This window comes from Oceanicella actignis (genome assembly GCF_900111545.1).
Lineage (GTDB): Bacteria > Pseudomonadota > Alphaproteobacteria > Rhodobacterales > Rhodobacteraceae > Oceanicella > Oceanicella actignis.
The window spans coordinates 150,093-163,261 of the sequence record NZ_FOHL01000003.1; the positions used below are offsets into that span (position 1 = coordinate 150,093).

Annotated in this window: 15 protein-coding genes; 6 read left to right on the plus strand and 9 right to left on the minus strand. The window is 72.6% G+C overall.

Features of this window, described 5'->3' with window-relative positions; translation table 11 throughout:
- Positions 1 to 49 precede the first annotated feature (49 nt).
- Positions 50 to 895, minus strand: a complete 846-nt coding sequence (locus tag BMW67_RS05975) for an LOG family protein (RefSeq protein ID WP_072746423.1) — start codon at positions 893 to 895, stop codon at positions 50 to 52.
- A gap of 101 nt (positions 896 to 996) precedes the next feature.
- On the opposite strand from BMW67_RS05975, the gene dapD reads away from it, so the two are divergent.
- From dapD to dapE, 3 genes are read left to right on the plus strand one after another with little or no spacing between them, the layout of a single operon-like run.
- Positions 997 to 1,824, plus strand: a complete 828-nt coding sequence (gene dapD, locus BMW67_RS05980) for a 2,3,4,5-tetrahydropyridine-2,6-dicarboxylate N-succinyltransferase (protein WP_072746422.1) — start codon at positions 997 to 999, stop codon at positions 1,822 to 1,824.
- Positions 1,824 to 2,165 carry a hypothetical protein gene (locus BMW67_RS05985; protein WP_072746421.1) on the plus strand — a complete coding sequence of 114 codons (342 nt, stop codon included), beginning with the start codon at positions 1,824 to 1,826 and terminating at the stop codon, positions 2,163 to 2,165. The genes dapD and BMW67_RS05985 overlap by 1 nt, the downstream gene beginning before the upstream one ends.
- Positions 2,166 to 2,184: 19 nt before the next feature.
- On the plus strand, positions 2,185 to 3,363 hold the full coding sequence (gene dapE, locus BMW67_RS05990; protein ID WP_072746420.1) for a succinyl-diaminopimelate desuccinylase: 1,179 nt from the start codon (positions 2,185 to 2,187) through the stop codon (positions 3,361 to 3,363).
- Positions 3,364 to 3,690: 327 nt separating this feature from the next.
- Here the strand turns inward: dapE and BMW67_RS05995 are convergent, their stop codons facing one another.
- Positions 3,691 to 4,092 (minus strand): hypothetical protein, encoded by a 402-nt coding sequence (locus BMW67_RS05995; protein ID WP_072746419.1) that lies wholly within the window; start codon positions 4,090 to 4,092, stop codon positions 3,691 to 3,693.
- 73 nt (positions 4,093 to 4,165) lie between these two features.
- Positions 4,166 to 5,680, minus strand: a complete 1,515-nt coding sequence (gatB, locus tag BMW67_RS06000) for an Asp-tRNA(Asn)/Glu-tRNA(Gln) amidotransferase subunit GatB (RefSeq protein WP_072746418.1) — start codon at positions 5,678 to 5,680, stop codon at positions 4,166 to 4,168.
- Positions 5,681 to 5,878: 198 nt separating this feature from the next.
- Here gatB and BMW67_RS06005 point away from each other — a divergent pair, with 198 nt between their 5' ends.
- Positions 5,879 to 6,769, plus strand: a complete 891-nt coding sequence (locus tag BMW67_RS06005; protein WP_177174484.1) for an amino acid ABC transporter substrate-binding protein — start codon at positions 5,879 to 5,881, stop codon at positions 6,767 to 6,769.
- Positions 6,770 to 6,774: 5 nt separating this feature from the next.
- Here the strand turns inward: BMW67_RS06005 and BMW67_RS06010 are convergent, their stop codons facing one another.
- Positions 6,775 to 7,575: a TerC family protein gene (locus BMW67_RS06010; protein ID WP_072746416.1), complete on the minus strand. Its 801-nt coding sequence runs from the start codon at positions 7,573 to 7,575 to the stop codon at positions 6,775 to 6,777.
- Between the two features lie 387 nt (positions 7,576 to 7,962).
- Between BMW67_RS06010 and BMW67_RS06015 the strand changes: the two genes are divergently transcribed.
- Positions 7,963 to 8,169 carry a cold-shock protein gene (locus tag BMW67_RS06015; RefSeq protein ID WP_072746415.1) on the plus strand — a complete coding sequence of 69 codons (207 nt, stop codon included), beginning with the start codon at positions 7,963 to 7,965 and terminating at the stop codon, positions 8,167 to 8,169.
- An 87-nt stretch (positions 8,170 to 8,256) separates the two neighbouring features.
- Here the strand turns inward: BMW67_RS06015 and BMW67_RS06020 are convergent, their stop codons facing one another.
- The 5 genes from BMW67_RS06020 to BMW67_RS06040 form a co-directional block, all read right to left on the minus strand.
- Entirely contained in the window at positions 8,257 to 8,718 is a 462-nt protein-coding gene (locus BMW67_RS06020; RefSeq protein WP_083581154.1) for a hypothetical protein, read from the minus strand.
- Between the two features lie 48 nt (positions 8,719 to 8,766).
- Positions 8,767 to 9,645, minus strand: a complete 879-nt coding sequence (gene speE / locus BMW67_RS06025; protein ID WP_072746414.1) for a polyamine aminopropyltransferase — start codon at positions 9,643 to 9,645, stop codon at positions 8,767 to 8,769.
- A 114-nt stretch (positions 9,646 to 9,759) separates the two neighbouring features.
- Positions 9,760 to 10,017 (minus strand): hypothetical protein, encoded by a 258-nt coding sequence (locus tag BMW67_RS15405; protein WP_125458983.1) that lies wholly within the window; start codon positions 10,015 to 10,017, stop codon positions 9,760 to 9,762.
- A 220-nt stretch (positions 10,018 to 10,237) separates the two neighbouring features.
- Positions 10,238 to 10,747 (minus strand): adenosylmethionine decarboxylase, encoded by a 510-nt coding sequence (gene speD, locus BMW67_RS06035; protein ID WP_072746412.1) that lies wholly within the window; start codon positions 10,745 to 10,747, stop codon positions 10,238 to 10,240.
- A 180-nt stretch (positions 10,748 to 10,927) separates the two neighbouring features.
- A complete protein-coding gene (locus BMW67_RS06040; RefSeq protein WP_072746411.1) occupies positions 10,928 to 11,884 on the minus strand; it encodes a DMT family transporter in 957 nt (318 codons plus the stop codon).
- Positions 11,885 to 12,332: 448 nt separating this feature from the next.
- Here BMW67_RS06040 and BMW67_RS06045 point away from each other — a divergent pair, with 448 nt between their 5' ends.
- Positions 12,333 to 13,163 (plus strand): tetratricopeptide repeat protein, encoded by an 831-nt coding sequence (locus BMW67_RS06045; protein WP_072746410.1) that lies wholly within the window; start codon positions 12,333 to 12,335, stop codon positions 13,161 to 13,163.
- Positions 13,164 to 13,169: the final 6 nt, after the last annotated feature.

Sequence of the window (13,169 nt, forward strand, 5' to 3'; positions counted from 1 at the left end):
GCAAGCTAGCGCCCGCGCGGCGGGGCGGCAAGCGGCGCCTTCGGGCCCTTCAGCGCGTGGGCGGGGGCAGGGGGCGGCGCACGCTCGAATCGCGCAGCAGCTCCCACGCCTGCTCGGCGCTGTCGACGAAGTGGAACAGCTCCAGATCCTCGGGCGAGATGGTGCCCGCCTCGGCCAGCATCTGCCAGTTGACGATGCCGCGCCAGAATTCCTCGCCGAACAGCAGGACGGGCACCGGCGCCATGCGGCGGGTCTGGATCAGGGTCAGCGTCTCGAACAGCTCGTCCAGCGTGCCGAAGCCGCCCGGAAACACCGCGATCGCCTCGGCCCGCATCAGGAAGTGCATCTTGCGGATGGCGAAGTAGTGGAAGTTGAAGCTCAGCTCGGGGGTGACGTAGGCGTTGGGCGCGTTCTCGAAGGGCAGAACGATGCCGAGGCCGATCGAGCGCCCGCCCGCCTCGGCCGCGCCGCGGTTGCCGGCCTCCATCACGCCCGGGCCGCCGCCGGTGACGACCACGTGATGGCGCCCGCCCTCGGCGATCGAGGCCTCGGTGCACAGCCGCGCGAAGCGCCGCGCCTCGTCGTAATAGCGCGTCAGCTCGGCCAGCATGGGGGTGCGCGCCGTATCGCGATGCTCGGGGGCGGGGATGCGCGCGCCGCCGAACAGCACCACGGTCGATTCGACCCCCGCCTCGGTCAGCAGCATCTCGATCTTCAGCAGCTCGAGCTGCAGGCGCACCGGGCGCAGCTCGTCGCGCTTGAGGAAGTCGAGGTCCTGAAAGGCCAGCCGATACGAGGGCGACGCGCTTTGCGGCGTCAGCGGCTGGCGGCGGGCGGCGTCGATGTCCTCTTCTGCCGAACGGAAGATCGAATGGCGCTCCTCGCCTTTCTTCATCGCATGATCCCTTGGCATGTGGGCGCGGCGATTGCGCGCGCGTCTCGACGTCTCTATAGCCAAGCGGTGAAACGACCGTAACAGCAAAAGCAGGGACGAGAATGGAACACGCCGCGCTCGAAGCCGCCATCGAAGCCGCCTGGGAGGAGCGCGACGCGCTGGGCCCCGACACGAAGGGCGAGGCGCGCGACGCCGTCGAGGCCGCGCTCGAGCTGCTCGACTCGGGCCGCGCGCGCGTCGCCACGCGCGGCGAGGACGGGGTCTGGACCGTGCATCAGTGGCTCAAGAAGGCGGTGCTGCTGTCCTTCCGGCTGAACGACATGCAGGTGATTCCCGGCGGGCCGGGCGCCAGCGGCTGGTGGGACAAGGTGCCCTCGAAGTTCGAGGGCTGGGACGCGGCGCGCTGGCGCGCGGCCGGGTTCCGCGCCGTGCCCAACTGCGTGGTGCGCCGCTCGGCCTACATCGCGCCGGGGGCGGTGCTGATGCCCTCCTTCGTCAATCTGGGCGCCTATGTGGGCGAGGGGACCATGGTCGACACCTGGGCCACCGTCGGCTCGTGCGCGCAGATCGGGCGCAACGTGCACCTGTCGGGCGGCGTGGGCATCGGCGGCGTGCTCGAGCCCATGCAGGCCGCGCCGACCATCATCGAGGACGACTGCTTCATCGGCGCGCGCTCGGAGGTGGTCGAGGGCGTGATCGTGCGTCGGGGCTCGGTGCTGGGCATGGGCGTGTTCCTGGGCCAGTCGACCAAGATCATCGACCGCGAGACCGGCGAGGTCTTCTACGGCGAGGTGCCGCCCTATTCGGTGGTCGTCGCGGGCACGGCGCCCTCGAAGGGCGGGGTCAACCTGTATTGCGCCGTGATCGTCAAGCGGGTGGACGCGCGCACGCGCTCCAAGACCTCGATCAACGAGCTTCTGCGCGACTGATGGCCGATCAGGAACAGGGCGCCCCGCGGCGCGGCAAGCAAAAGGTCTACACGCTGCTGGTCGATGTCGGCCGGGCCGAGGGCGACGGCCTGCCCGAGGGTTCGACCGGCGCGGCGCTGATGTGCTACGCCAGCGGCGTGGACGAGGCCGAGGCCGTGCGCGAGACCGTGGCCGTGCTGCGCCAGGCGGGGCTCGCCCCGCTCGAGGTGCAGGGCTACGGCACGCTCGACGAGCGCGAGGCCGAGGGCCATGTGATCGGCGACGAGGACCGCGCGCTGATGCGCCGCGCGCTCGAGGAGAACGCCGTGATCGTCGCCCAGGCCACGCCCTTCTACGACTGACCCCCGCGCAGGAGGACGCATGCCCCCCCACGCCCCTTCCCCCGCCGCGCTTGCCGACGACCCCGTCGCCCTTGCGGCCGAGCTGATCCGCCGTCCCTCGGTCACGCCCGCCGAGGCGGGGACGCTGGAGCTGCTCGAGGCGGTCCTGTCGCCGCTGGGCTTTCGCTGCGCGCGCATCGAGCGCGGCGGGGTGAGCAACCTTTACGCGCGCCTTGGCGAGGGCGGGCCGGTTTTCGGCTTCAACGGTCATGTGGACGTGGTGCCGCCGGGCGACGCGGCGGCGTGGACGCATCCGCCCTTCTCGGGCGCGCTTGCGGACGGGATGCTGTGGGGGCGCGGCGCGGCCGACATGAAAAGCGGCGTCGCCGCCTTCGTCTGCGCGGCGGCGGCGCTGGCGCGCGAGGGGGCGCCGCGCGGCTCGATCGCGCTGCTCGTCACCGGCGACGAAGAGGGCGAGGCCGAGCACGGCACCCGCGCCATCCTCGACTGGATGGCCGAGAATGGCGAGCGGCTGGACCATTGTCTGGTCGGCGAGCCCACCTGCCCCGAGCGCCTCGGCGAGATGATGAAGATCGGCCGCCGCGGGTCGATGACCGCCTGGATCACGGCGCACGGGCGCCAGGGCCACGCGGCCTATCCGCACCGCGCGCTCAACCCGCTGCCGGCGCTGGCGCGGCTGGTGGACCGGCTGGCCTCGCGGCGCCTCGACGAGGGGACCGAGCATTTCGAGCCCTCGACCCTGGCGGTGACGACCATCGACGTCGGCAACCCCGCGACCAACGTCATCCCGGCCGAGGGGCGCGCCACGGTCAACATCCGCTTCAACGACGCGCATGACTCGGCCTCGCTCGAGGCGTGGCTGCGCGACGAGGCCGAGCGCGTCGCGCGCGAGACGGGCGTGCGCTTCGATCTGCGCGTCAAGGTGTCGGGAGAAAGCTTCCTGACCCCGCCGGGGCCGTTCTGCCAGCTGATCGCGGACGCCGTCGAGGCCGAAACCGGCCTGCGCCCGGTCGCCTCGACAAGCGGCGGCACGTCGGATGCGCGCTTCGTCAAGGACATGTGCCCGGTGGTGGAGTTCGGCCTGGCCGGGGCGACCATGCACCAGACCGACGAGCGCGTGCCCGCCGAGGATGTGCGCAAGCTGGCCCGCATCTATGCGCGCATCATGCGCGACTACTTCGCCCGCGGCGGCGTCTGAGCCGGCCAGGCGGCGGGTTTTCGGGCTTCGTCCGCGGCAGGCGGGCGCGCGGCTTCGCGATGGGCCGCGCGATCGCAAGGCGCGGCTTGCCGCGCTGCGGCCCGCCGCCCCCGCGGGACGGGCGGCGCCCGGGAGCGCCCCGCGCCGATCCGGGCCGCCGCCGGCGCGCCTTCGCCCTTGGGCGTCGGCGGTCGGCGCCGCGCACCTTCGGGATGGGCGGCGGCGGAATCGCCTTCCGGTCGGCGCCGCCATCGGGGCTGCGGGCGGGCCGCGCCGGCGGGCGCTTCGGGGCGGTCGGGGCGGGAGCGATCGGCCGATCGCGTCGCCTCAGCGCGCCGGGCCCTGACCGGACGAGAAGGGCGGCTCGGGCGCGTCGCGGCGGGCGGCGGCGCGCAGCTGCGCGGCGGCCTCGCGCTCGCGCGCCGAAAGGACCGGCTCGGCGGCCCGCGCCGGGGCGTCGGATCGCGCCTCGGGGCGAGCGGCGGGGGGCTCGGGCAGGGCGCGGCGGAAGACCAGCACCGCCTGGACCGTCTCTTCGAGGCGGCGGAACCAGCCGCGCCGCTCTTCGCAGGGCAGGTTCTCGGCGCGCAGGAACTCCCAGGCATCGACGGCCTCGGCGGACAGCACGTCCTGCACGGTGCGAGCGAAGAGCTGCGCGCGGTCGCGCACGCCCTTGCGGCGGCGCGCGCGCCGCGGCGCGGGGACGACCTTGTATTCATAGCGGGTCATGGCCTGCTCCGTGCTTGCCCGTGGGGGACCTTCGCATGCTTAGCGCGGCGACGCGGCGCGGTCGAGGGCGCGCTCACTCGACGCCCAGCTTGCGCCGCACCAGCGCGTTGACCGCCTGCGGGTTGGCCTTGCCCTGGGTGGCCTTCATCACCTGCCCCACGAACCAGCCCGCCAGCGAGGGCTTGGCCTTGGCCTGCTCGACCTTGTCGGGGTTGGCGGCCAGCACCTCGTCCACCGCCTTCTCGATCGCGCCCTCGTCGGTGACCTGCTTCATGCCGCGCTCTTCGACGATGCGGGCCGGATCGCCGCCCTCGGTCCAGAGGATCTCGAACAGGTCCTTGGCGATCTTGCCCGAGATGTCGCCGCTGGCGATCAGGTCGATCACCCCGCCCAGCTGCTCGGCGCTGACGGGGCTGTCGGAAATGGCGCGGCCCTCCTTGTTCAGGCGGCCGAACAGCTCGTTGATGACCCAGTTGGCGGCGGCCTTGCCGTCGCGCCCGCGGGCGACGGCCTCGAAGAAGTCGGCCGACTCGCGCTCGGCGGTCAGCACCGAGGCGTCGTATTCGGTCACGCCATACTGCGCGACGAAGCGCGCCTTCTTCTCGTCGGGCAGCTCGGGCAGCGAGGCGGCGATGGCGTCGACCCAGGCCTGCTCCAGCGTCAGGGGCAGAAGGTCCGGGTCGGGGAAATAGCGGTAGTCATGCGCCTCTTCCTTCGAGCGCATCGAGCGCGTGCGCCCCTTGTTGGGGTCGTACAGGCGCGTTTCCTGCTCGACCGTCCCGCCGTCCTCGAGAATGGCGATCTGCCGGCGCGCCTCGTAGTCGATGGCCTGCTGGATGAAGCGCATCGAGTTCATGTTCTTGATCTCGCAGCGCGTGCCCAGCACCGAAGGGTCGCCCGTCTCGCGGAAGCGTTCGTAATCGCCGGGCCGGCAGACCGACACGTTGACGTCCGCGCGCAGCGAGCCTTCCTGCATGTTGCCGTCGCACGCGCCCAGATAGCGCAGGATCTGGCGCAGCTTGCGCACGTATTCGGCCGCTTCCTCGGGGCTGCGGATGTCGGGGCGCGAGACGATCTCCATCAGCGCGACGCCGGTGCGGTTCAGGTCGACATAGGTCAGCTCGGGGTCGAGATCGTGGATCGACTTGCCCGCGTCCTGCTCGAGGTGGATGCGCTCGATGCGCACGCGCCGCGCCACGCCCGGCTCGAGATCGACCAGCACCTCGCCCTCGCCGACGATGGGGTGCTTGTACTGGCTGATCTGGTAGCCCTGCGGCAGGTCGGGATAGAAGTAGTTCTTGCGGTCGAAGACCGAGAACAGGTTGATCTTCGCCTTCAGGCCCAGCCCGGCGCGCACCGCCTGCTCGATGCAGAATTCGTTGATGACCGGCAGCATGCCCGGCATGGCCGCGTCCACCAGGCTGACATTGGTGTTGGGCTCGGCGCCGAAGGCGGTCGAGGCGCCCGAGAACAGCTTGGACTTCGAGCTGACCTGGGCGTGGACTTCCATGCCGATGACCATCTCCCACTCGCCGACGGCGCCGGCGATCCTCTTGGCGGGGGGCTCGCGATAGGTCAGCTGGGTCATTGGCGTGATCTCCTTGCCGGGGCGGTGCTGCAGCGCGCCTCACATACCGCGCGCCGGCGCCGATTTCCAGACGCGCGCGCGATGTTCCGCCCCGGCGCCGCGGCAGGGGGCGGCGCGGCGCCGGGGCCCGTTGCGCGGCGCGCGCGCGGCGGCCATCATGCGGGCCGCGTCGTCGGCCTGGCAGCGGGGAGAGCGGGCATGCGTTCAATGGTCATCCTGGGCATCGCGGCCTGCCTTCTGGCGCTGGCGCCGGTCGGGTCCGGCGCGCGCGCGCAAGAGGCCGCGCAGGGCGCGGCGGCGGCGCCGGCCGAGGACGCGCTGGCGCGCATCGCGCGCACCGGCCGCATCCGCCTTGGCTATCGCGCGGACGCGCCGCCCTTTTCCTACGTCGACGACCGGGGCGCGCCCGCCGGGCTTGCGGTGGCGCTGTGCGCGCGCGTGGCGCAGACCCTGTCCGACCCCGAAGGCGCCGCGCCCGAGCCCGTCTGGCTGCCGGTCACCGCCCAGTCGCGCTTCGCGGCGCTGACCGAGGGGCGCATCGACCTGCTGTGCGGTCCGGCCACGCAGACCCTGTCGCGCCGGCAGACGCTGGATTTCTCGATTCCCTACTTCATCGACGGCGCCGCGGTGGCCTTTCGCCGCGGCGGCGCCGAGCGGCTGGCGCAGCTGAGCGACGAGCCCGTGGGCGTTCTGGCCGGCACCACCACCGAGGCCGTGGCCGCCCGGCGCCTGCGCGAGGCGGGCGCGCGCTCGGCGCTGCGGCGCTTCGCGACGCATGAGGAGGGGCTGCGCGCCCTGGCCCGCGGCGAGATCGAGGCCTATTTCGCCGACCGCGCGATTCTCCACTACCAGCTGGGGCGTCTGCGGCCCGCGACGCCGTTGGTCATCTCGGACGAGGCGCTGTCCTTCGAGCCCTACGCGCTGACCATGAAGCGCGGCGAGACGCGGCTGCGCCTTGCGGTGGACGCGGCGCTCAGCCGCATCTACCGCACGGGCGCGATCTACGACCTGATCGCCGAGACCATGGGCCGCGTCAGCCTGGGGCCGCTGGCCGAGGCGCTTTACGAGGTCGTCGCGCTGCCCGAGTGACGCCCTCAGTCGAAGCGCGCCTGCTTGCGCGCGCGCTCGGCGTCGAGCCGCTTCTGATAGCGCGACTGCATCATGTCCACCGCCACCAGCACCGCGACCGAGAAGTAGAAGGTCGTCTTGCTCAGCGGCTCGACCTTGTAGCCGGCCAGCGTCAGATGCGCCTGGTGCCCGCCCTCGCCCAGCAGCACGACGCCGACGATGAGCAGGATGAACAGGCCCAGCACCTCGTATTGGCGGTTGCGGCGGATGAAGTCGGCCACGCGGTCGGCCAGGAGCAGCATCCCCAGGCCCGATATCAGGATCGCCGCCGACAGAATCGCGTAGACCTCGGTGATGGCGATGGCCGAGACGATCGAGTCGAAGCTGAAGACCAGGTTCATCAGCACGATCATCGCCACGACCGCCGCGGCGGGCTTGGGCGTGCGCTCGCGGTCGGGCGCGTGCTCGAGATGCTCCATGGACAGCAGGTGCGAGATCTCGCGCACCGCCGTATACATGATGAACGCGCCGCCGCCCAGGAAGACCAGCGTGGCGAAGTCGAAGCTGCCCTCGATGACGCCCGGGATCGAGACGGCGAAGAACGGCTCGGTCAGGCTGTCGAGCAGGCGCAGCATCACAAGGAGCATGACCAGGCGCAGCGCGACCGCGATGACGATGCCCCAGCGCCGGACCGCGGCGCGCTGATCGACGGGCGCGCGCGCCGATTCGATCGAGATGTAGAGCAGGTTGTCGAAGCCCAGCACGGCTTGCAGGAAGATCAGCACGCCAAGATTGGCGAGGTTCTCGAGCGTCAGCAGGTCTGACATGGGCGCGGCTCCGCTTCTTGTCCTGCCCGCCGGGGCGCGGGCCGCGGGCACGATGCCCTTCCCGCGCGCGCGGGGCAAGCGCGCGTCCGGTACGGCGGCGCGCGGCGGCCTGACACGGGGCGCCTCGCCCGCGCGCAGGGCGACGGGAAGCGGCGCCCGCGCTCGTCCGGGGCGGCCCGCCGCAGCGGTCGGCGCGTGTGCGGTCGGGGGGCGGCGCGGGGCAAGCCGCTTTTGTCCGCGCCGCGGCTGGTGTAGGATGGGCGCGCAGATCGGATGATCGTCGATGCTCCGCCTCTTGCTGCGGCGGGTCCTCGGGAACGTTCGAGGACTGCGCCTATGCCGGCGGCCGCGCGCCCCGGTTCGACGTGAATGGAATGGAGATCGACGATGGCCAAGGGCACCGTCAAGTGGTTCAACTCGGAAAAGGGCTATGGGTTCATTCAGCCCGATGACGGCGGCAAGGATGTGTTCGTGCACATCACCGCCGTGCAGGCCGCCGGCCTGGATGGTCTGAACGAAGGCCAGTCCCTCGACTTCGAGATGGTCCCGGGCCGCGACGGCCGCATGAGCGCGGGCAATCTGGTCGCTCACTGACGCGGCCCGCGCAAGGCCGCCCGCATTCGGGGCGCGCGATCCGGCGGGGTCGCGCGCCCCTTTCGATTCGCGCCGCGCGGCGCGGGCTCAGTCGAGGCCGACGGTCTCGCGCACGATCGAGTCGAGCAGCGCCTCGATCTCCTGCATGGGGCCGTCGGGCATGCGGCGGTAGCCGACATGCACCCGTCCCGCCTCGCCATGCAGCTGGTAGGTGAAGATGCCGTAGGGGCAGAAGGCGAGGTTGCGCGCATCGGCCTCCATCACCTTGCGCGAAAGCGTGGCCGAGCAGAATTGCGTGACCTCGGCATGGTCGTAGACCTGCCGCTGCGCGCCGACGTCGCCCGCCGTGCGGTTGAGCATCGCGCCCACATGGCTGACGGCGTCGATCACGAAACCGCGCCCCTCGATGGTCAGGCGCAGATCCTCGAGCACGTCTTCATAGGGCGCCTCGATCACATGTTCGACGATCAGCGCATCCCACTCGGCGGCCTGCGCGACCCCCGGCAGGGCGAGCGCCGCGGCGGCGGCAAGGCGGGCGATGGCGTTCATGGCGGACCTCCATTCGCAAGGGCGGTCCGCCATGCTAGCACGTTCCCCTCAGGCGGGCATGAGACTTTGCACGTAGCGCGGCAGCGCGAAGGCGGCCTTGTGCACCTCGGGGGTGTAGTAGCGGGTTTCGAGGCCGGCGCGCTCGAAGCGGGCGGTCAGCTCGTCAAGGCCGACATTGCGCGCGTCGCCATCCGTGCCCCAGCCCATGGCCATGGGCCCGCCGGCATAGGTCGGGATCGTGGCCAGGTAGCAGGTCCAGTCGCGGAACAGGGCCTTGAAGGCGCGCATGGTGTTGGTCAGCTCGGGCCCCTGCATGAAGGGCACGCCGTTCTGCGTGACCAGGATGCCGCCCTCGTTCAGCAGCGCCTTGGCGCGGCCGTAGAAGGTGTCGGTGAACAGCACCTCGCCCGGGCCGATCGGATCGGTCGAGTCGACGATGATGACGTCGAAGCCCCCGCCCAGCGATTCCCGGTCGCGGCGCACGAACTCGGCGCCGTCGGCGATGACCAGGTTCAGCCGCGGATCGTCGAAGGCGCCGGCCGAGAGCGAGGGCAGGTAGGTCTTCGAGAACTCGACCACGCCGGCGTCGATCTCGACCATGGTCACATGCTCGACCGAGGCGTGGCGCAGCGTCTCGCGCGCCATGCCGCCGTCGCCGCCGCCGATGATCAGCACCCGCCGCGCCGCGCCGTGGGCCAGGATGGGAACGTGGCTCATCATCTCGTGATAGATGAACTCGTCGCCCTCGGTGGTCTGCACCACGTCGTCCAGCGTCAGGATGCGGCCGAAGGTGGGGTTGCGGAAGACGCGCAGCCGCTGGTGTTCGGTCTCGCTGTCATAGAGCAGCGTGGCGATGCGCAGCGCCTGCGCGTAGTCCTCGTGCAGCGTCTCCACCGCCCAGCCGGGCATGGTCCTGTCGTCGCTCATGGCATGGAACCTCCGTCGCTTCTCTTGGCGCGGTTCTAGCCGCGGCGCGGGCGCGAGGCGAGGGGAAATGCGCCGTGGGATGCGCCGTTTCGGGCGATGCCGGGGCCCGCCGCGTCAGTTCGCGCGCGAAATGGCGATGATCATCGCCAGGGCGGCCGCCGTCAGGCCCAGATAGGCGATGATGAGCGCCGCGTAGCCCCAGATCGCCGTGGCCAGGACGATGAGCAGCACGACGTTGGCCAGCGCCCAGAGCGGCGCGTCCTCGGCGCCGTGCATGGCGTCCTTCAGCATCCAGCCCAGCAGCGGCATGGCCATCAGCAGACGCAGGATCGGGCCGGGGCGGTCGTGATCGGCGTTGGCGGCAATGGTCATGTCGGCCTCCTTTTGGCGATGCGCGGCATTGGCGCATGTTTTCGCGAAGAAACGGTTGCCGCGCATATGTCGCCGGCGGCGCGTCAAGTCCACGCCCGGCGGCTGCGCCCCGAGGCCGCGCGGCGCGCCGCCGCGCGTCAAGCCGCCGCGGCCGGGGCCCGCAAGCGAAGGCGCCGCGCGGTTCCCCGCGCGGCGCCCCATTCGCGTCGCGGCGGCCGGTTCAGTCGACCAGACCTTCGCCGCGCAGCATCTCCTTCACGCGGACCTCGCCGGCGTTGAACGCCTTGCGCAGCACCTCGACCGAGCGCCAGGGCTCGGCGTCGCCGCACATGAAGACGTCGAAGGCCCCATAGCCGACCTCGGGCCAAGTGTGGACCGAGATGTGGCTTTCGGCCAGCACCGCGACGCCGCTCACGCCCTGGGGGGTGAACTTGTGCGTGTGGATGTGCAGCAGCGTGGCGCCGCATTCCTCGACGCAGTCGCGGAACGCCTTCTGGATGCGCGCCTCGTCGTCCAGCCCCTCGGCGTCGATCACCTCGATGATGAGGTGCGTGCCGGCGAAGACCTTGCCGTTGCGGCGGATGAAATGGTCCTCGCGGTCCGCGTCGAACACGGAGCGCTCACGGTCGTTGTCGGTGCAAACGGCCTTGCCGCCGCGGATCGCAGCTTCCTCGTGGGTGGCGCCTGTCTCCAGGTCCATCCCCAGTCGGAAGAGGTCGCCGTCCATCATGACGATCTCCCCTACCAGCAGATGAAGTCCCAGCGGTCCCTTAGCGCCCCCCCGGATGATCCGAAGTTGGGATCGGTGACCCTGTGGCGGGGGACATAGCGATTCGTGGCGACTCGATCAATCCTTATCCGGGCGCCGGGCCGGATTTTTCGCGCGGGCGTTCGGGCGGGCGGGGCGCGCTCAGTCGGCGGGCATGGCCCTGGGCTCGCGCCGGGCGCGGCGCAGGCGCGCCTCGCGCTGGGCGATGTAGAGGGTCGCGCCCACGATCACGGCGCCGCCGGCGACGGTGGCCGCGTCGGGGATCTCGGAGAACATCAGATAGCCCGCGCCCCCGATCAGGACGAGGCGCAGATACGCCACCACCCCGACCACGCTGGCCTCGCCATGCCGGTAGGCCTGGATGTCGGCGACGCCGCGCGCCGCGCCCGCCGCCACCAGCGTCGCCAGCGCCGCCCAGGCCGCGCCGCCTTCGGGCAGGCGCCAGACCGGCAGCGCTGCCGGCAAGGCCACCAGCGCCGTCGCCGCCACGGACGAGACATAGGTCGAGACCGGCCCGTCCGCCTGCGCCAGCCCCCGCGCGGTCGACAGCGCCGAGGCGAACAGCAGCGACGAGCCCAGCGCCACCAGCATGGCCGGCTCGGGCGCGGCGAAGCCCGGCCGCAGGATGATGAGCGCGCCGGCGAAGCCCGTCAGCACCGCCGCCCAGCGGCGCGGGCCCACGCGCTCGCCGTTCACGGGGCCGGCCAGCAGCGTCGCGAAGATCGGCGCGGTGAAGAACAGCACCGTCGAGGTCGCCAGCGGCAGATGCGCGATGGCGTAGAAGCCCATCTGGGTCGAGACGGCGATCATCAGCCCGCGCGCCGCGTGCATCCAGGGGCGCGAGAAGCGCAGCCGGGCGCGGAAGGCCGGCAGCGCCAGAAGCGGCGCGATCAGCGCCAGCGTCACGCCCGCGCGCAGGAACACGATCATGCGGCTGTCGATGTCCTCGGACAGCGCGCGCACCGCGACGGTCATGGCGCTGGCCGCGGCGACCGAGAACAGCATCCACGCCACGCCGCGCAGATTGTCGGCGCCTTGCGCGGCTTCCCCGGCTGCGGGGCGCGGCGGCGCGTCGGGCTTGGCGGCGGGGCGAGGCATGGCGCGTCCTGTCTTCGAGCCCCGGCCGGCCGCGGCGGCCCGCGGCGCCTGCGCAAGGCGGCCGCTCAGCCATGCCGCCCCGCGCCGCGCCGGTCAAGTGGCGGCCATCGTCGCGGGGCGCGCCGGCCGCCGGAAATGGGGCGCGAAGGCGCGTCGTGCGCGCGGATGCGCGGGGCGGATGGCCGGGCCGGGCGCGGCGGGCGCGCGCTCGGGCGAACCGGCGCCTGCGGGGCGCAAGCCCGGCGCTCCGGCGGTCGGGGGGCTGCCGGCGACGCCGGGCGCGGGGCGCGGCTCTTGTCGGGCGGGCGGGGCGGGCGCGTGCCGCGGCGACGGCCGGCAAGGCGGGCGGGAGCGCGCTCGGGAAGACGCGGGGGGTTGCATCGCGAGGGGCGCGGGGCGATCTGTAGGGCGCATGGGGCGGGGCGCCCCCCGCGCGCAGGAGGCGTTCATGATCCGCGACATCGCTTTTCGCCTGGTCCTGGCAGGCGCCGCGGCGCTGGCGGCCGCGCCCGGCGGCGCGCGGGCCAATCCCTGGCTCGAACGCTGCTTCGACCCCGAGGCCGCCCCCGCCGCGCTGGCCGAGAACTGCCGGCGCGCGGTCGAGGCGGGCGGGCTTTCGGCGCGGCGTCAGGCGATGGCCTGGACCAACATGGGCGTCGGGCTGGCCGAGCTGGGCCGCCATGGCGACGCCATCGCCGCCTTCGACGCGGCCGAGCGCGCCGATCCGGGCTATGCGGGGCTTTACGTCAAACGGGCCATCTCCAACGAAGCGCGCGGGCGCGTGCGCGACGCGCTGGCCGATTTCGCCCGTGCGCTCGAGCTGGCGCCGGGCGACCGCACGGCGCTGATGGGGCGCGGCGCGATGCTGCTGCGGCGCGGCGTGGCCGATCGCGCGCTCGAGGACTTCCGCGCCGTGCTGGCCCGCGATCCGGCGGATGCGGATGCGCGCTTCAATGCGGGCCTTGCGCTGGCGGCTCTGGGCAAGGCGGACGAGGCCGAGGCCGCCTTCTCGCGCGTCATCGCCGATGCGCCGGGCGACGCGGATGCGTGGCTCGAGCGCGGGCGCGTGCGCGCCCTGCGCGATCCGCGGGCGGCGCTGGCCGATTTCGACCGCGCCATCGCCCTGGCCCCGGAACGTCCCGCAGGGTGGCTGGCGCGCGCCGCGCTGCGCGAGCGGCTGGGCGACGACGAAGGCGCCCTTGCCGACTGGCGCCGCGCCTTCGAGCTGGGCGCGCAGGACCCCGCCTTGCTCGAGCGCATCCGGCGCCTTGGCGGCTGAGCGGGC